General features: G+C 45.0%; 10 protein-coding genes. All 10 read left to right on the top strand.

Annotation, left to right across the window (positions count from 1 at the left end):
* Positions 1 to 107: 107 nt before the first annotated feature.
* The 10 genes from ACXZ1K_RS16225 (at position 108) to ACXZ1K_RS16180 (ending at position 19454) form a co-directional block, all read left to right on the top strand.
* On the top strand, positions 108 to 3773 hold the full coding sequence (locus tag ACXZ1K_RS16225; RefSeq protein ID WP_458970726.1) for a family 78 glycoside hydrolase catalytic domain: 3666 nt from the start codon (positions 108 to 110) through the stop codon (positions 3771 to 3773).
* A gap of 73 nt (positions 3774 to 3846) precedes the next feature.
* Positions 3847 to 5448 (top strand): glycoside hydrolase family 43 protein, encoded by a 1602-nt coding sequence (locus ACXZ1K_RS16220; RefSeq protein ID WP_458970725.1) that lies wholly within the window; start codon positions 3847 to 3849, stop codon positions 5446 to 5448.
* A gap of 3 nt (positions 5449 to 5451) precedes the next feature.
* Positions 5452 to 7410, top strand: a complete 1959-nt coding sequence (locus ACXZ1K_RS16215; RefSeq protein ID WP_458970724.1) for a family 43 glycosylhydrolase — start codon at positions 5452 to 5454, stop codon at positions 7408 to 7410.
* Positions 7411 to 7418: 8 nt separating this feature from the next.
* Complete coding sequence (locus ACXZ1K_RS16210; protein WP_458970723.1) at positions 7419 to 8264, top strand: alpha/beta hydrolase; 846 nt, start codon at positions 7419 to 7421, stop codon at positions 8262 to 8264.
* 187 nt (positions 8265 to 8451) lie between these two features.
* On the top strand, positions 8452 to 9609 hold the full coding sequence (dinB, locus tag ACXZ1K_RS16205) for a DNA polymerase IV (protein ID WP_458970722.1): 1158 nt from the start codon (positions 8452 to 8454) through the stop codon (positions 9607 to 9609).
* A gap of 4 nt (positions 9610 to 9613) precedes the next feature.
* On the top strand, positions 9614 to 12553 hold the full coding sequence (locus ACXZ1K_RS16200) for a DNA polymerase III subunit alpha (RefSeq protein ID WP_458970721.1): 2940 nt from the start codon (positions 9614 to 9616) through the stop codon (positions 12551 to 12553).
* A gap of 107 nt (positions 12554 to 12660) precedes the next feature.
* Positions 12661 to 13389, top strand: a complete 729-nt coding sequence (locus tag ACXZ1K_RS16195) for an ImuA family protein (protein WP_458970720.1) — start codon at positions 12661 to 12663, stop codon at positions 13387 to 13389.
* A 5-nt stretch (positions 13390 to 13394) separates the two neighbouring features.
* Positions 13395 to 14903 carry a Y-family DNA polymerase gene (locus ACXZ1K_RS16190; protein WP_458970719.1) on the top strand — a complete coding sequence of 503 codons (1509 nt, stop codon included), beginning with the start codon at positions 13395 to 13397 and terminating at the stop codon, positions 14901 to 14903.
* A 14-nt stretch (positions 14904 to 14917) separates the two neighbouring features.
* Positions 14918 to 18148, top strand: coding sequence for an error-prone DNA polymerase (locus tag ACXZ1K_RS16185; protein WP_458970718.1), 3231 nt, complete (start codon positions 14918 to 14920; stop codon positions 18146 to 18148).
* Positions 18149 to 18215: 67 nt separating this feature from the next.
* Positions 18216 to 19454, top strand: a complete 1239-nt coding sequence (locus ACXZ1K_RS16180) for a hypothetical protein (protein ID WP_458970717.1) — start codon at positions 18216 to 18218, stop codon at positions 19452 to 19454.

Raw genomic sequence — 19454 nt, 5'->3', positions numbered from 1 at the left:
AATATATAAAACTCTTAAAATTTTGGAAGCCTTCGATTCTGGAGTTCGGTTTAAAACTGGTGCGAAATAGCGTCATTTGTATTACATTTACGTTCAGGCAGCAAACAATGGCTGCTAAGGCTAACTATCATTTACAACTACAAATGCGTGTTTTCTCAGCAAGATTATTCTTCATTACAGGTCTTTTGATCTGCTTTAGTTTGTTCAGCTATGCCCAATTCGAGGTTAAGGAATTAAAGACGGATTACCAGAGCACTCCGTTGGGAATGGATGTAACCAAGCCGGTCTTTAGCTGGCAAATGAGCGCTGCCCCTCATCTAAGATCTCAAATCCAAACAGGCTACCAGATTAGCGTAACAGATGAAGGCGGTCGCCTTGTCTGGGATTCTAAAAAAATCAGTAGTAATGCCTCAATAGGTATCCGTTACAATGGGCTGGCACTCAACCCAGCAACTCGTTACACATGGAAATTAAAGGTCTGGAACCAGAACGGCAAACTTGCCATGGCAAACTCGTGGTTTGAGACCGGACTGATGAATGCTGATCCAAAATTATCCGCCTGGAGTGGTGCAAACTGGATTGGCGGGGGAGATGAGGATCTGGTTTTCTATGCACACTATTTCACAGTATTTAAATTCAATTACGGAATACAATTGGACCAAAGTTCGGGTGCTGTTAAAGCCGCATTTGTCTTTGGCGCAAACGATAGTCGGCTTATGGATCCAAATATGAATGCTAATGGCCTTTCTAGTGCGAAAAATGCATTATACGTTAAGCTGGAACTGGATATAAGTAACCTGAACGGGAGTGAGAGTGGGAAGGCAAAATTGAACATCTATCGTGTTGGCTACAGTAAAGACGATCGGCAAGATAAGCCTTTTAGAATCATTGATATCCCGTTGAGCTTGATTAACCAGGACAACAAGTATAATAAACACCAGATTTTCGCAAGTTCTATTTTTGGGGTATTTGATTTTTGGTTGGACGCAGTGGATTCCAAACATAGAATTCCCGTTGATGGTAATGGTAATGCTTCAAGCATCAATATAAATCCAATAGGCTGGGGTGGAGATTACACCGCATATCCAATTGTTGGCGATATTGGTTTTGCTTTGGACAAGGGACAAAAGGCTTATTTTTCAAATGTTACGGTCAGCAACAACAGGTTTCCATCTAATGTCTTGTTCAGTGAAAACTTGAATGATAACCCATATCACGGAATTTTTGCAAAAGCTCTTGGCCAGCAATTCCAAATTAGCAATGGATCATACGCGATTGACGCCCTGCAAAGATCTGTACAGGTGCTTGCAGACCCAACACGTAACTCCAGTCCGATGCTCAGGACCGAATTTTCTACCTCAACTAAAACCATTACAAAAGCCAGGATCTATGCTACAGCGCGGGGAATTTATGAGCTGTACTTAAATGGAAAGCGTGTAGGCGAGGATTATTTTAATCCGGGTCTCACGCAGTACAACAAAACACATCTGTATCAAACCTACGATGTAACCAAATCCATTATTCAAGGTGGTGCAAATGCCCTGGGCGCCTTGCTAAGCGAAGGCTGGTGGAGTGGAAATATCACCTATTCAGGAAACCACTGGAATTTCTTTGGAGACCGTCAGTCACTTTTGGCTAAACTCGTAATTACCTATCAGGATGGGACAGAACAGCTGGTAATTACAGATCCCGGTAAATGGAAATACTATAACGATGGACCTATTTCTTACGGAAGTTTTTTTCAGGGTGAGGTGTATGATGCAACAAAAGAAGCAAGTATTGAAGGTTGGAACAAAGCTGGGTTTAGGGATACAAATTGGGAAAAAGCAAAAGTTGTTGAATTGCAGGGAACGGCGTTTGCAGCAGCCAATTCAGGCACCCAACAGGAGCAGGTTGGGCTCGACTTCTCCAACTTGCAGCTGGTTGGTATGCCTGGAGTGACTGCTAAAGTAGTTAAGGAAATAAAACCCATTGCTGTACAAGAGGTAAGACCAGGTGTATTTGTTTATGATATGGGTCAAAACATGGTTGGGTTCCCAGAGGTCAAACTTAATGATGTAGCTAAGGGCGACCAGATTACGTTTCGGTACGCGGAGATTAAATATCCTGATCTGCCACAGTACAGCTCAAATAAGGGAATGGTCATGCTGGAAAATATGCGCGCAGCAATGGTGAGGGACATCTATTATTGCAAAGGGGCTGGTGATGTGATGCAGCCTCGTTTTACATTTCACGGTTTTAGGTATATCGAAATCACGGGTCTGAAAAAGGTCTTGCCCTTAACGCAAATCACGGTGAAGGTGCTTAGTTCCATAGATCACATCACCGCGGGCTATGAAACATCAAATCCATTGGTGAATAGGTTGTGGCAGAATATCATATGGTCTATGATGGGAAACTTTCTGTTGATTCCTACAGATACGCCAGCCCGTAATGAGCGGATGGGCTGGAGTGGAGACATCAGTGTGTTTTCTAAAACTGCCACGTATTTATCTGATGTGAATGTTTTTTTGAAAAGACATATGCTTGCGATGCGAGATTTACAATACCTTAATGGTCGTTTTACAGATACGGCTCCGGTAACGGATGCATTCGGTGGAGTGCTTTGGGGCAGTGCAGGAATTGTTGTCGCATGGGAAGCCTATCAGCAGTACGGAGATGAAGCATTACTTCTGGAACATTACGGAGCTATGAAGCGATACTTAGCGTTTCTTAAAACCAGAATAGACCCCAAAACAGGAATGATAGATGAGGGACCTTTGGGTGATTGGCTGAGCCCGGAGAATTATAAGAGTGACGATACCATCTTATGGGATGCTTACTATGCTTATGATCTGGAGATCATGGCTCAAGTCGCGCATATCCTGCATATGAATGATGATTCGGCTGATTTCAGGAAACAGTACCTGGTCCGTAAAAAGCATTTTAACGATACCCATATTGACGCTGAAACAGGTAAAACCCTCCATAGCGGACACCGGTTTTCCTGGGGTTACCGCATCGCCAGTGAGAAACTTCCGCAGCCGGGAGGGTTCAGTGATACCCAGGCCTCTTATGCAGTTCCCTTAGCTTTTGGAATCATCGATCAAAAATATATAGCCAAAGCATCCAGGAACCTGGCAGATGCTGTTGCCCGGGAGAATATGGATGAAGACAGCAAAGTAAGACCGGCTTATTCTCTAATGACCGGCTTTATAGGAACAGCAGCCGTTAGTAAAGCCTTATCCAATAATGGCTACCCCGCAGAAGCTTATCGTTTGCTGCAGCAAACTTCATATCCCTCATGGCTTTATTCCGTGAAAAACGGAGCCACAACAATATGGGAGCGACTAAATTCCTACACCAAGGAAGATGGTTTTGGAACCAATAACAGCATGAATTCTTTCAATCACTATTCTTTTGGAGCCGTAGGTGCATGGATGATCAATCAGTCGCTCGGTATAGAGCGCGGTGCTGCCGGGTTTAAAAACATTGTTCTGGAGCCGATTATTGATCCTACAGGAGAAATGACCTATGCTAAAGGATCTTATGATTCTATGTATGGTAAAGTGGTGAGTGAATGGAAAGTCGCCTCCAACTTCACTACTTATCGTTTTCAAATTCCAGCCAATGCTTCTGCAACTTTGTTGTTGCCGGCAAGCTCCCTGAATAAGGTTACAGAGGGTGGACTAAAGATCGGCAACCATAAAGGTTTGAGTTATAAGGGTAGCAGAAATGGAAAATTAGTATTCGAACTGGGCTCCGGAACTTACAATTTTTTGGTTCGCAAATAAGCTCTAAATAATAAACGTTTGTTTGACGATTAATATTTGTTTGCTACATTAGTGCGGACAAAAAATAACCAATATGAATCCTGATAGCAAGTGGGTGAGGAGTTTCTTCGTGCCTACCATCCTATTACTAGTTGCTGTAATAGCTCTTCCTCAATTCGTTAAGGCTCAAAAGGCGCATAACCCAATTGTTTATGCAGACGTTCCCGATATTTCCATAATCCGGGTAGGGCAAACCTATTATATGAGCAGCACCACCATGCATTTAAGCCCCGGCCTTCCAATCATGAAATCCAGGGATTTGGTTAATTGGGAGCTGGTGAGTTATGCTTACGATCGTTTAGGCGAGGAGGATGCGCTCAATCTTAAAGCGGGAAAAAATGCTTATGGAAGTGGCTCTTGGGCCAGCAGCCTGCGCTACCATAAGGGTACGTTCTACGTATCTACATTTTCCTCCACAACAGGCAAAACTTACATTTTTAGCACCAAAAGCATAGAGAAAGGCCCATGGAAAACCAATTCGTTCAGTCCGGCACTGCACGACCATTCGCTCTTCTTCGATGATGACGGTAAAGTATATATGATTTATGGTGGTGGTCGTTTGATGATGGTGGAACTCAAGTCGGACCTATCTGGGATACAAGCTGATGCAAAGCCTCATGTCCTAATAGAAAATGCAAGTCTTGTATCTGGATCTAATGGTGGTCTGCCCGCCGAGGGCTCACAGCTCTTTAAAGTCAATGGTAAATATTACCTGTTCAATATTTCCTGGCCACGCGGTGGTATGCGTACCGTGCTTGTTCACCGTGCCGATCAGCTTACAGGTCCATACGAAGGTCAAATCGCTTTGCAAGATAAAGGCGTGGCACAGGGTGGTCTCATTCAAACAACTCAGGGTTCCTGGTATGCTTATCTTTTCCGCGATTTTGGCGCTGTTGGTCGCATCCCATATCTGGTGCCGGTGAACTGGAAAGACAACTGGCCGGTAATCGGTGTCGACCATAAGGTGCCCGATGAGTTGGATCTCCCCGCGTCCAGGGGGCCGATTCCGGGAATTGTCGCTTCAGATGAATTTTCCAGAAAGCCCGGTGCGGCAAAGCTTCCGTTAGTTTGGCAGTGGAACCATAACCCGGATAACCAGTTGTGGTCGGTCAGCAAGCGTGCAGGATTTTTGAGGCTCAGTACCGGTCAGCTCTCCGGCAATCTGCTTGAGGCCCGCAATACGCTAAGTCAGCGCACGTTTGGCCCCCAATCTTCAGCAATCACTATGCTTGATGTGAAGGGAATGAAAGATGGGGATATAGCTGGCCTGGGTTTATTACAGAAAAAATATGGTTGGGTTGGCGTAAAGATGATCAATGGCGCTAAGTTTATTTGCACAGAAATTATTGGCTCTGGGGGAGAATCAACTATGATACCGGTCTCTCAGAATCAGGTATATCTACGCGCAGACGCTGATTTTCAAGACAGAACAGATGAAGCGAAATTCTACTACAGCTTAGATGGAAGCAACTGGATGGCCATTGGCCCAACCCTGCATATGGAATATACCCTACCGCATTTTATGGGCTATCGCTTTGCATTGTTCAACTATGCCACGCAACAGGCAGGTGGTTATACTGATTTTGATTTCTTCAGGCTTTCTCCAAAAATTGACAACCCTAGTAAACAACCATAACCTATGACTCGCTTTATTTTCCGAATTTCAGCACTCGCCTTCTTATTCCTGTTTAGTTCCAGGCAAAGTGATGGACAATCAAAAACTGCAGATTCCGCTGATTTTTACAATAGCGTTCGAACTTATGTAAACCCTGTTTTGCCGGGTGATCATCCTGATCCCACATTACTTAAGGTGGGTGATGATTTTTACCACTGTGGTTCCACTTTTCACTTTAATCCTTATATGCCCATTTATCATTCCAAAGATTTAGTCCACTGGGAGTTGATTTCCAGAGTACTAACCAAGGAAAATGCCGGGTGGGTAAGCGATAAGCCTTCAGCAGGTATATGGCAAGGGGCGATCACTTATTTTTATGGATCATATTGGATCTATTTTTCTGCCGGAGGGCAATGGTTCAGTAAAGCAGATTCGCCTAAAGGTCCGTGGTCCAAACCTGTTCAGGTGAAGTCCAATCCCCAAACCGGTAATTTGGGTTACGACAATTCCATCTTTGTTGATGATGATGGTAAGCCCTATATGGTTATAAAAAACGGACAAAAAGTTAACCGCTTGCAGGAACTTGGAAAGGACGGACAACTCACCGGGCAGGTCATTAACCTCGACTGGATAAATGCTAAGCTTCAGTACAGCTGGGCTGAGGGCCCGGTTATGTGCAAGCGTAACGGTTATTACTATTATTTTCCGGCAGGGGATGTTTCAGGGGGACAATATGTGCTTCGTGCTACAGCCCTAACTAGCGATTCTACGAAATGGGAACGCTTAGGAAATTTCTTCAAACCCATCACTGATGCTAAAGTCGGATTTCGTAGCCCAAATCACATTGCGGCGCCAATCATGTTATCAGACGGGACCTGGTGGACGATAGGGCAGAGTTACGAAAAATACGATAACAACGACTGGTCGGGAATGGGCAGGCAGACCGCCTTATACCCGGTTATTTGGGAAGGAGACCGGCCATGGGGAATGGCACCTACTACTGCGCCCATAATTAAACCTAATTTGCCGAAGTCCGGAATCTCCTGGCGTAGCGTAAAAACAGATTATTTTGACACGGATCAACTTGACTTGTGCTGGCATTTTTTAAACAAGGCTGCAGCAGGCCAATATACACTGAGCCAACGAAAAGGCTGGGTGAGATTATCGCCAGACACTGGCCTTACGCATCTGGTACAAAAAGAAACGGATCATTTTTACACGGCGGTCACCAAAGTAGATTTTGATGCCAATAGTAAGGATGCCGGTGCAGGTATCTATTTAACGAGCGGCAACCGACAAGTAGTTGCCAAACTTTATTCAGGCTTTAACGATGGCAGAAAGATCAACTTTAAAGTTGGAAATGGAATGCGAATCGTGGAAAACACTTCTGGAGGGGTGGTTTGGTTGAAACTCGTTAGGGAAGAACACCTGCTCAGCGGATTTTTCAGCAATGATGGGAAGACCTGGAAGTCCCTTGGTGCTCCACTCAGTTCCGATGAATTGGATAAAGCGCAACCCAATTTTAACTCATGGGTAGGTACGAGTGTTGGTCTTTTTGCCGAAGGAAAACCTGCAGATTTTGATTTCTTTATCTGTAAGGATGGAAGTTCGGCCTTGACATTGGCTGGATATAGCAACTATTTTGGTGTTACTTCGATGAATGGCGATAAAGGTAAAGTTGTTACCAATACCAGCTCAAAAGGAGGCTGGTTAATGTTATCAGGAGTGGAGTTTGGCCAGCAATCGCCATTAACCGTGCAGCTATTGGCTTCTTCCAAATTTTCTGGTATGCTGGAGCTTTGGGTGGATGATCTACAGACTGGTAAGCTGATTGCCAAAATTCCTTTCCAATCTACTGTAGGTAAATGGCAAAGCATTCGTGCTAAGTTAAAAAAAGTAAGCGGTCAGCATGACCTATTTATTAAGTTTCCGGCGGGACAAGCCGGTCAGATCAGTCTGAGTACTATTCAATTCATCCCATAAAAGAAATTATGAAAACGATATTAGCCTTTAAAATTTTTGCAACTGGCATCCTGCTGTTTTTGAGTGCCGCAACAGGATATGGTCAGGAAAGTGGTGCGCTTCCGGCCAGCTTTGATATGCCAAAAGATGGTATTGCCCATGGCAGGGTTGATACCATCACTTATGCCTCTAAAATTACAGGAGTTAACCGTCGCGCACTTGTTTATACGCCCCCAGGATATTCAAGTCAAAAAAAATATCCGGTGTTATACCTGCTGCATGGTATTGGCGGAGATGAACTGGAATGGCTTCGCGGCGGCAGTCCGCAAGTGATATTGGATAACCTATATGCATTAAAGAAAGTACAGCCCATGATTGTTGTTATGCCAAATGGCCGTGCTATGAAAGACGACCGGCCGATTGGAAATGTCATGGCGGCAGACAAGGTAGCTGCTTTTGCTGCCTTTGAGCAAGATTTGCTGGGCGACCTCATCCCATATGTGGAAAGCAAATATCCGGTACTTAAGGACAGAAAGAACCGGGCTATTGCGGGGCTATCCATGGGTGGTGGACAATCATTAAACTTTGGGTTAGGGAATCTGAACACGTTTGCCTGGGTTGGTGCGTTCTCTGCGGCACCTAACACTAAAAAGCCGGAGCTTTTAATTCCCGATGCTGATCAGCTAAAAAAGGATTTAAAACTACTTTGGATCTCTTGTGGAGCTAGTGACGGGCTTTTAAACATCAGTAAGGCAACTCATGATTACCTGGAGCAGAAAGGGGTTCCTCATGTTTACTTTATAGAACCAGGACAGCACGATTTCAAAATATGGAAAAGTAGCTTGTACCGATTCTCTCAGCTTTTATTTAAATAATCACTTTTGACTATAGGTTTTCATACCCTTTTGTAAGTGGATCGGTTCTGCAAATGATAGGACTAAAAACTAACTAATTTAGTTTTTAGTCCTGAAACGTTTATGTTTATACTAATTTAATTAGTAAATAATTTGGATTTTAGCATTGCTTTCAACTAGCTTTGTAGCTGTAACCTAAATTATCATCATGCCAGCAGAGAAACAGATCATCCATATGGATCAGGATGCCTTCTTTGTTTCTGTAGAAGTAAAGAAAGACCCAAGTTTGGTCGGAAAGCCCGTTATTATTGGTGGAACATCAGATCGGGGCGTAGTAACTTCCTGCAGTTATGAGGCGCGTAAGTTTGGTGTGCATGCTGCGATGTCCTCCCGTATGGCGAAACAACTTTGTCCGCATGCGGTATTTATTCGCGGCAGCATGGATGAATATTCCAAAGCCTCCCATGAAATCACAGCAATCCTCAAAGACCGTGTACCGCTCATCGAAAAGGCAAGTATTGACGAGCATTATATCGATATGACAGGGATGGACCGTTTCCATTCTACACATAAATTCGCACACGAGCTCCGGGCGCTGGTGACCAGAGAAACTGGCTTGCCAATTTCTTTCGGATTGTCGGTCAACAAGACCGTTTCTAAAATGGCTACCAATGAATGCAAGCCCAACGGAGAACTGAATGTTGCCCAGCCAGAAGTGCAGCCTTTTTTAAACCCCTTGTCCATCCGCAAAATACCAGGCCTGGGCGAGAAGACGTTCATCAAACTGAGCGATATGGGTATCAAAAAAATCTTCACCCTATCGCAAATCCATCCCGAACAGATGAGTTTTCTGCTGGGTAAATCCGGGATTTCCTTGCTTCAAAAAGCCAGGGGAATCGATAACAGTCCCGTTATCCCATATTCAGAGCAGAAGTCCATTGGCACCCAATGCACCTTTCATGCAGATTCCATAGATATCGAAATGATCAATAACCTATTGGTGGCCCAGGTGATGGATATTGCATTTCAGCTTAGGGAAAAACAGAAACTATGTGCCTGTGTAACGGTGACCATCCGTTATGCCAATTTTGAAACGGAGAGCAAGCAGATGGCTATTCCCTACACTTCGCTGGATACCGTGTTGATTGCTACTGCGAAGGAACTTTTTAAAAAGATGTACAACCGCAGGATGTTGCTCAGGCTCGTTGGCGTGCGCCTGAGCAACCTGGTGAGTGGATTCGAACAGATCGACATGTACAGCGAATCCCAGGAACAATACAGTTTGGTGCAGGCATTGGATAGGATCCGTAAACGATTTGGTCAGGAAGCTGTAACCCGTGCTGCGGTGATGGATATAAAATTTTAGCCATATGTATCTAAACGTCCATTCTCAATATAGCCTTCGATACGGCACCATGTCGGTCAAAACGCTGGTCGAGGAGGCTAAAGCTCGTGGCATCACCCAGATGGCGATTACTGACATTAACAATTCCACTGGTGTCATGGAGTTTATGCGCGAATGTCGTAAGCAGGGGATCAAACCCATCGGCGGTATGGAATACAGAAGGGATAAAAAGCTCCTGTATATCGGCGTTGCCAGAAATAAGGAGGGGATGAAAGAGCTGAATGATTTTTTGACGCTGCATCACCTTTCAGAAAAGGCATTACCTGAAGAACCACCTGAATTTTTAAACGCTGTTATTATATTTCCTTTTGGCCATAAAGCGCCATTGAAATCCAATGAATACATTGGGATTCGGTTCGATGAGTTGCATCAGCTCTATAATCGAACGGTTTCTCAGCCCGAAAAGATGCTGGCATTACAGCCTGTATTCGTATCCGGTAAGATCGGCTACCGCCTGCATGAATATTTAAGAGGGATTGACCTGAATACCCTAATCACTATGGTTGAGAAGGATGATAAGTGCAAAGAAACCGACCTTTTTCTGAAACCTGGGGAGTTGGAGATGAAGTTTGCCAAATATGCCTATGTGCTGGATAACACATGCCGGTTAATGGATAGTTGTCAGATGGACTATCCGGATGGAAAAATCAAATTGAATAGGAAGAGTTTTACGGGCAATAAAAAGGATGATAAGGCTTTGCTGGATAAATTGGCTATGGAAGGACTTCTATACCGTTATGGTGTAAAGAACAGAGAGGCATTAAAGCGACTGAAAAAGGAGCTGAAGGTGATATTCGAGCTGGATTTTTGCGCCTATTTCCTGATTACGAACGACATCGTTCAGTATTCCATGCGCCGGGGTTATTACCATGTCGGCAGGGGGTCCGGGGCAAACAGCATCGTGGCCTATTGCTTGGGGATCACCGATGTGGACCCTATAGAGCTTGATCTTTACTTTGAACGGTTTTTAAACGCAGAGCGGACCAGTCCGCCCGATTTTGACCTCGATTACAGCTGGGATGAAAGGGAGGATGTACAGGATTACATTTTTAAACGTTATGGCCGGGAACATACGGCTTTGCTGGGCACCATGTCGACCTTTAAAGACCGGTCCATTATCCGGGAGATAGGTAAAGTGATGGGTTTACCCAAATCGGAGATCGATGGGTTTACTGATGCCAGTCGCACAGTTTTGAACCGTGATAACGAGACCTTTAAAAAAATCATGATGATCTATGAATTGATGTCGGATATGCCCAACCAGCGCAGTATTCATGCTGGGGGTGTGCTGATTTCAGAGGAGCCGATCACATATTATACAGCTTTGGATCTGCCTCCAAAAGGGATGCCTACAGTGCAGTGGGATATGTATGAGGCTGAAGAAATAGGTTATGACAAATATGACATCCTTTCCCAGCGTGGGATCGGCCACATTAAAGAGGCGGTCAAACTAGTAGAGCAAAATCAGCAGAAGCGGATCGACATCAACCAGGTTAAGGAGTTCATGAAAGACCCAAACTTGAATGCCAGATTAAGGATAGGGGACACCATTGGCTGTTTTTACATTGAATCGCCGGCGATGCGGCAATTGCTGATCAAGCTGACCTGTGATAACTACCTGACTTTGGTCGCCGCGAGCTCCATCATCCGTCCGGGCGTTGCCCAATCAGGGATGATGAAAACCTATATCCGGAACTACCATCAACCTGAGCAGGTCGTCTACTTGCATCCGGTTATGGAAGAACAAATGAAGGAAACATTTGGGGTGATGGTTTACCAGGAGGATGTGATCAAGGTTTGTATCCACTATGGAGGCATGGACGGAACAGATGCAGATATACTGAGAAGAGGCATGAGTGGTAAGTACCGCTCGCGGGTGGAGTTTGACCGACTGGTAGAGAAATTTCATGAAGGTGCAAAAGTGTTGGGCAGGCCCGAAGCCATTACCCAAGAAATATGGCGGCAAGTATCCAGCTTTGCAGGTTACAGTTTTTCCAAGGCTCATTCGGCTAGTTTTGCTGTAGAGAGTTACCAAAGCTTGTACCTGAAGACTTATTATCCCAAAGAGTTCATGGTCGGCGTGTTAAACAATTATGGTGGGTTCTATACCCGCTGGCTGTATGTGCATGAATTGAAACGCGCAGGGGCGGCAGTTCATTTGCCTTGCGTTAACAAGAGCACTTCAGTGGTTTCTATTTTTGGAGATGAAGTCTACCTGGGTTTTGTGGGGATCCAGGGCCTGGAGGGGCGGCTTATGGAAGCTATACCCGCCGAGCGTAAACAAAACGGGGAGTATCGGGATCTGGAAGATTTTGTAAAGCGGCTGGAGATCGGCCTGGAGCAGGTGGTAATTCTGATCCGATGCGGGGCATTGCGTTTTACCGGCAAGAGCAAAAAAGTGCTGCTTTGGGAAGTCCACTCGCTACTCGGACAGAAAGGTAAACCCAATAACAATGCTGAACTTTTCCATGTGGAGCCTAAAAAGTTTGTACTTCCGGAGCTGGTCAATACAAAACTGGAAGATGCGTATCATGAACTCGAATTGCTGGGATATCCGCTAAGCCTGTCGATGTTTGAACTGCTCAAAACCAGTTATAGGGGTGATGCGGCTACGAAGGATTTACCAAGCCAAATTGGAAGGACGGTGCGGATGGTAGGGCTCTATGTCTGCGAAAAGACAGTTAGAACCAAGAACAATAAAAAAATGTGGTTTGGAACCTTTCTGGACTGCAATGGTGATTTTTTTGACACTACGCATTTTTCCGCCACCACGCCGGTCTATCCATTTAGGGGAACAGGTTGCTACCTGATCCAGGGAAAAGTAGTTGCCGATTTTGGCTTCCCCAGTATAGAAGTACAACAATTTGCCAAGTTGGAGATCCAACCAAATCCGGTAATGGCTTAATAGTTAGGTATTGCTTTTCCACATCATCATATTTACTAACAAAAATAGTTTTATATTTGTTATACAATAAAAATACTAATAATAATAGTATAATAATTGTGCGACCTATGACTACCAAAAGCGAATTAGTAACTCAATTACAGCAAGATATTTTGCAGTGGCAGGGCTTTAGCCCTAAGTCTTCCTCAAAATCTTCACGCATGGGCTTGGGTGGTATTGAAGACGCTTTTCCCAACGGAGTCTTTCCCAGAAATGCCATTCATGAATTTATCACCATACTTCCTGAACAATCGGCAGCTAGTGATGGCTTTATTGCCGGGCTTTTGGCAATCTTGATGGAAGATGGTGCTGCTTGCGTCTGGGTCAGTACTTCCCGAAGGGTATTTCCTGCTTCGCTAAAGAATTTTAATGTAGAAACAGAGCGCATCATCTTTATGGATGTGAAAACTGAAAAAGATGCGCTGTGGATTACGGAAGAGGCATTGAAATGCGATGGCCTTGCAGCGGTAGTAGCAGAATTAAATACGCTCAGTTTAGTTGAGTCCCGCAGACTACAACTGGCGGTTGAAGAAAGCGGGGTTACCGGATTTATTTTAAGAAAGGATGCCCGGAAAATGGCCAGCACTGTGGCTACTGCGCGCTGGCAAATTAAGCCGGTGGCTAGTGAAACAGAAGATGGTTTGCCAGGTTTGGGTTTCCCAAGATGGAATATAGAACTGCTTAAAGTGCGCAATGGAAATCCGGGCAGTTGGGTGATGGAATGGGCAGGGGATGGATTTAAAGAAGTTCAAGTATCACAAAATTGGAATGTGGAAGAGTTTCGCCAGATCGGATAAGTATCATGCAAAAGCGTTATGTTTCCATGTGGTTCCGGCAGTTATTGGCCGACTGGCAGCTGATCCGCCGACCAGAATTAACAGCCGTGCCTTTTGTTTTTGCCGCACCTGATCATGGTCGGATGATCGTTACAGCAGTGAGTCCTCTGGCAGCTGCCGTTCCAGTAGAAGTAGGGATGAAAGCTGCGGATGCAAAAGCGATTTGCATCGGATTGGAAGTGCTGGATGATAAAGCAGGTAGATCGGCAAAACTGCTAAAAGGCCTGGGGGAATGGTGCGTACGCTATTCGCCCATTGTTTCCATTGATGAATTTGCGATGGATGGACTCATGCTGGATGTAAGCGGATGCACCCATCTTTGGGGTGGAGAAAAAGGATACTTGAAAGAGATCGTTTCCCGACTAAAAAGCAAAGGCTATACGGTACGGGTCGCTATTGCGGATACTCCGGGCGCAGCATGGGCAATAGCCAGGTTTGGAACAATTACGCCACTTATTGCACCTGGAAAACAGATAGACGCTTTGTTACCGCTGGTTCCGGAAGCCTTGCGCCTGGAGCCATTGGTACTTGCCAAATTACAGAAACTGGGCTTTTACCAGATTAGGAGTTTTATCAATATGCCGCGTTCGGTACTCAGACGCAGGTTCGGCGAAGATTTTTTACTCAGATTAGCACAAGCCATAGGCACAGAAGAGGAGGTTTTGAAGCCTTTGCAAGTTCCAGTGCCATTCCAACAGCGGCTCACTTGTTTAGAGTCTGTAAGGACCCGAACAGCCATTGAAATTGCCATTACCAATATGCTGGAAGCATTGTGTAAGCAGATGATGGAAGAAGGCAAAGGATTGCGTTCTGGCGTCCTAACCGGTTACCGAGTAGATGGAAAGATCGTGCAGGTTACCGTTGGTACCAGTGCTGCAACTTACAGCGTAAGTCACCTGTTCAAACTCTTCCAGTTAAAAATAGATCAGATTCGGCCGGGCCTGGGCATTGAGCTTTTTGTACTGGATGCCACCAAGGTAGATGATGTCGAAGTACCGCAAGAAGAAATGTGGGCTGCTAAGCGCGGACTGGATAATGAAAGTGTAATCCGCTTGCTGGACCGTGTTGCCGGGAAGATCGGCACAGCGGTAATACGTCGCTATCTGCCTGCCAAACATTATTGGCCGGAGCGTTCACAGGAGCGTGCGGTTTCTGTTACCCAAAAAGCAATTACCAATTGGCGTGTAGACAAGCCCCGGCCAACAGAACTCTTAAACAGGCCAGATCCAATAGAGGTAATGGCATTGATTCCGGATCATCCGCCTAAGTTCTTTATCTATAATGGCATCCAGCATAGAGTTGTTAAGGCTGATGGTCCGGAGCGGATTGAAAGGGAATGGTGGCTGGACCAGGGGGAGCATCGCGACTATTACCAGGTTGAGGATGATGAGGGCAGGCGCTACTGGTTGTTCCGCTCCGGTCATTACACCGGCGAGCAAAAGTATCAGTGGTTTTTACATGGCTTTTTTGCCTAAAGAGAAAGATGGGTATGGAATACAGCGAGTTACAAGTCACCTCCAATTTCAGTTTCCTGCGCGGAGCTTCGCATGCCATGGAGCTGGTCAACCAGGCTGCAGCATTTGGGTATAAAAAATTAGCAGTTACCGACCGCAATACTTTGGCCGGCATTGTCCGTGCGCATGCCGCGGCAAGAGAAAAAGACATACAACTGATCCCGGCATGCCGACTGGATTTACTAGATGGGCCAAGTTTATTGGCCTATCCAACCGATAGGGAAGCTTATGGCAGGCTATCTGCATTGCTGACTAAAGGAAATTTAAGGGCAGAGAAAGGGAGTTGCCACATTTCAAGGTCTGATGTCTACGAACATGCAAAAGGAATCATTTTTAATATTGTTTGTCCCAATGCGCTCGACCGCAAGTTTCAGTTTGATGCTGACTTTATATCAGCAGTTGCCCAATACAAAGAAGCGCTCGGTTCAAATTTGTACCTGGCAGCGAGCAGAACTTATATGGGTAATGATGATAAAAGGATATTTAGGATCTCTCAGCTGTCTGATAAGTTTAATATACCTGTTGTGGCTACCAATGATGTACATTACCATGATCCTTCAAGGCGGGAACTTCAGGATATATTGACTTGCGTGCGGGAGAAATGCACAATACATAATGCTGGTTTTCTTTTACACCAAAATTCGGAGAGGTACCTCAAACCTGTAGAAGAGATGCATCGCTTGTTTCGCAAATACCCTGAGGCTATCGCTAACACCTTAAAGATTTCTGAAGCCTGCACTTTTTCGTTAGACGAGTTGAAATATGTCTATCCTGAAGAAATCAATCAAAGTGGTCGGCCGCCTTTGGAAGAACTCGAATACCTGACCTGGAAAGGGGCGCATGATTTTTACGGCGAAGTAATCCCCGAAAAGGTAGTGAACATGGTATTGTATGAGCTGGAGTTTGTGAAGAAGATGGACTATGCCAATTACTTTCTCTTTGTGGAAGATTTTGTCCGGGAGGCGAGGAGCAGGAATATCCTGTGCCAGGGCAGGGGATCAGCAGCTAATTCTGTGATATGCTTTTGTCTGGGCATTACCTCGGTAAACCCCATGAAGTTTGATATGCTTTTCGAACGCTTCATTTCGCCAGCCAGGAACGAACCACCCGATATTGATGTGGATTTTGAGCATGAACGTAGAGAGGAAATAATGCAGTATATCTATAACAAATATGGTCGTGACCGGGCGGCTATAGTTGCCACCGTAACTCAGCAGCACCAAAAAGGAGCGATCAGGGATGTAGGGAAGGCGATGGGGCTATCGGTAGATACCATTAACCGTTTATCGGGATCATTATGGCAATATACCGATGAATGGTTTGAAGGCAACAGGCTAACCGAGTCGGGCTTAAACCCTAACGACCCACATTTGAAAAAGACGCTGGAACTGACTGGACAAATGATGGGTTTTCCGAGGCAATTGGGTCAACATACGGGAGGATTTGTGGTAACACAAGGAAAGCTAACCGATTTATGCCCGATCATTAATGCGAGAATGGAAGACCGCACCAATATAGAATGGAACAAAGACGATATCGATGCGCTGGGATTTTTAAAGGTAGATGTGCTGGCATTGGGCATGCTCACTTGCATCAGAAAGGCTTTTGATTTGTGCCGGGATCATTACGGTATGCATTTTACTTTGGCCAATATTCCTGAAGATGATCCCGATGTATATGATATGATCTGTTTGGCAGATACACTAGGTGTGTTCCAGATCGAAAGCCGGGCACAAATGTCCATGCTGCCCAGACTAAAACCCCGTAAATTTTATGACCTGGTTATTGAAGTGGCGATTGTGCGACCTGGCCCTATACAAGGAGACATGGTGCATCCGTATTTAAGGAGGAGAAATGGAGAAGAGCCTATTGAATATCCCTCAAAAGAGCTGAAAGAGATTTTAGAGCGGACGTTAGGTGTACCTTTGTTCCAGGAACAGGCGATGAAGATTGCAATAGTTGCTGCGGGCTTTACCCCAGCAGAGGCAGATGGGTTGAGAAGAAGCATGGCTACCTTTAAATTTAAAGGAATGGTAAACCAGTGGGAAGAGAAGCTGATTAATGGAATGCTGGCGAAAGGTTATAAGCTGGAGTTTGCTAAAAAGATCTTTAAACAATTGGAAGGATTTGGAAGCTATGGTTTTCCGGAAAGTCACGCCGCCAGTTTTGCCTTGCTCGTCTACGTATCCTGCTGGCTAAAGCATTACTATCCGGAAGTATTTGCCACCGCATTATTGAACAGTATGCCCATGGGATTTTATCAACCCGCACAAATTGTCATAGATGCACAGAAGCATACCGTGCAAGTGCGTGAAGTGGATGTCAATTACTCCAATTGGGATAACCGATTGGAAGAAAAATCTGGCAAGTACTTTTCCATTCGTTTAGGATTTAGGCAAATTAAGGGACTAAGGGAAGAAGAGATGCAAATCTTAATGGATTGCAGGGGAGATGGCTTTAAAAGCATCACGGCACTGAGAGATGCAGGAATTTCTGTAGCAACGCTGGAGCGAATGGCTGATGCAGATGCCTTTCGGTCTATGGGGCTGGACAGACGTAAGGCCTTATGGGAGATATCTGCCTTGCAGGATATGCCTGAGGAATTGTTTAAAGGTCAGCCTTCAGAAAGCGTTTTGGAAACACAGGTAGAATTGCCATTGATGACTAAGGGAGAACATGTGGTGCAGGATTATGCAACGCTGGGTTTATCGCTAAAAGCTCATCCGGTAAGTTTTATCAGAGAACAACTACAACTACTGCATATTCGCTCTTGTCATCATATTAACAACGATTCTACGAATGGCCAGCTGGTAAAAGTAGCAGGACTGGTGTTGGTTCGGCAGCGACCGGGCACAGCGGGTGGGGTATGTTTTATTACTATTGAAGATGAAACAGGCTATAGCAATTTAGTGGTATTTGAGAAACTATTTGAAACTTATAGGAAGGAGATCTTGCATTCCAGGTTATTAATGGTGGAGGGGAGGCTGCAGAGAGAAGGGCAAGTGGTGCATGTGGTAGTGAGTAAATGTTTTGACCTAACCAAAATGTTGGGTAAACTGGTGCAAAGAGAAACAGAAGATCTGCCATTGCTTACCTTATCCAGGGCAGATGAAAAAACTGCACCTTATCCGGCACAGGATAAAAGGTCTCAGGTAAGGGAAGACGTATCAAAAGAGGCCTTCCATGGGGGCAGGAATTTTAGGTAGATCAATAATCTTCCTGCACGGCACTTCTGGCAGACTTATTGCCATTCACAATTCATAATCGATTGCTATGCAAATTAAATTTATTCTGAAAATGTGCATGGTCAACGTGCTCCTCTTTTCTTCTTTCTCCTCTTTCGGCCAAAATGCAGGGGATGCCATCATTCAGACGAAGAAGAGTCAGGATACGGCCAGGCAAACCGACCTCATTGATATCGGTAAAATGCTATTTCGCATAAGCCCCGGAAAGATCCGTGAGGAAAAGGACAAGAAAGTTTATTTTTCCATCCTGCCCATTGGAGGTACAGCCCCGGGAGGAACCGGAAATGCACTGATCACCAGTACTTCAGCTTCGATGTATCTTGGTCCTAAAAAGACTACAAACCTGTCTACGGCGACCTTTACGCCCTACTGGAACCTTGGAAAACGTTTTGGGTTACCGATCCGGACAAACATCTGGCTCGCAGACAATTCCTGGCTAATCCAGGGTGATACACGTTTTCTCGTCTATCCCCAATATACCTGGGGTTTGGGAGATTCCAAATCGGAAGAGGAGAGAACCTTGCTGAGTTACAAATACATCCGGCTCTATCAAAGTGCGTTGAAACGGATCAAACCCTATTTATATGCTGGTCTTGGGTACAATATGGATTACCGCTTTAACATGGGTATAGATGATCAGATGCAAAACCTGGAGCAATATTCAGGATATCAATACGGAACCGGAAAAAACTCCTTCTCATCAGGTATTAGTTTGAACATGGTTTACGATAGCCGGAGCAGTGCGATCAACCCTTTACCCGGAATGTATGGAAATTTTGTGTACCGGGTCAATCCTACTTTTTTAGGCAGCAACAACAATTGGAGTTCCGTATACCTGGATGTGCGTAAATACATCCGGATGAACCCGGCAAAAAGAAGGCAGCAGAATACACTAGCCCTCTGGTCTTATTTCTGGACAGTGTTGAACAATAAAACCCCATATCTCGACCTCCCAAGTACCGGATGGGATCCCTATAATAGGTCTGCCAGAGGAATTGACCAGAACAGGTACCGGGGAAAAAGCTTGTTTTACGCTGAAAGTGAGTACAGGCGAGATATTACCGACAACGGACTTCTTGGCTTTGTGGTGTTTGCCAATGTGAATACCGTCAGCGGAACGGGCTCCCTTTTTACTTCCTGGAAACCTGCAGTAGGTACAGGGTTGCGCGTCAAATTCAATAAGCTCACCAATACCAATATTGGGATTGACTACGGCGTGAGCAAGGGATATAGTGCCATATTGCTCAATCTTGGAGAAGCATTTTAA

It is taken from the genome of Pedobacter jaeyakensis (assembly GCF_054461315.1).
Note: the sequence above shows the minus strand (reverse complement) of the source record. Positions and strands in the feature narration are given on the sequence as shown.

Bases quoted from the DNA above. Each gene is read 5' to 3' on its own strand.
- ACXZ1K_RS16225 (WP_458970726.1), top strand. From the start codon at position 108: ATGGCTGCTAAGGCTAACTATCATTTACAACTACAAATGCGTGTTTTC.
- ACXZ1K_RS16220 (WP_458970725.1), top strand. From the start codon at position 3,847: ATGAATCCTGATAGCAAGTGGGTGAGGAGTTTCTTCGTGCCTACCATC.
- ACXZ1K_RS16215 (WP_458970724.1), top strand. From the start codon at position 5,452: ATGACTCGCTTTATTTTCCGAATTTCAGCACTCGCCTTCTTATTCCTG.
- ACXZ1K_RS16210 (WP_458970723.1), top strand. From the start codon at position 7,419: ATGAAAACGATATTAGCCTTTAAAATTTTTGCAACTGGCATCCTGCTG.
- dinB (WP_458970722.1), top strand. From the start codon at position 8,452: ATGCCAGCAGAGAAACAGATCATCCATATGGATCAGGATGCCTTCTTT.
- ACXZ1K_RS16200 (WP_458970721.1), top strand. From the start codon at position 9,614: ATGTATCTAAACGTCCATTCTCAATATAGCCTTCGATACGGCACCATG.
- ACXZ1K_RS16195 (WP_458970720.1), top strand. From the start codon at position 12,661: ATGACTACCAAAAGCGAATTAGTAACTCAATTACAGCAAGATATTTTG.
- ACXZ1K_RS16190 (WP_458970719.1), top strand. From the start codon at position 13,395: ATGCAAAAGCGTTATGTTTCCATGTGGTTCCGGCAGTTATTGGCCGAC.
- ACXZ1K_RS16185 (WP_458970718.1), top strand. From the start codon at position 14,918: ATGGAATACAGCGAGTTACAAGTCACCTCCAATTTCAGTTTCCTGCGC.
- ACXZ1K_RS16180 (WP_458970717.1), top strand. From the start codon at position 18,216: ATGCAAATTAAATTTATTCTGAAAATGTGCATGGTCAACGTGCTCCTC.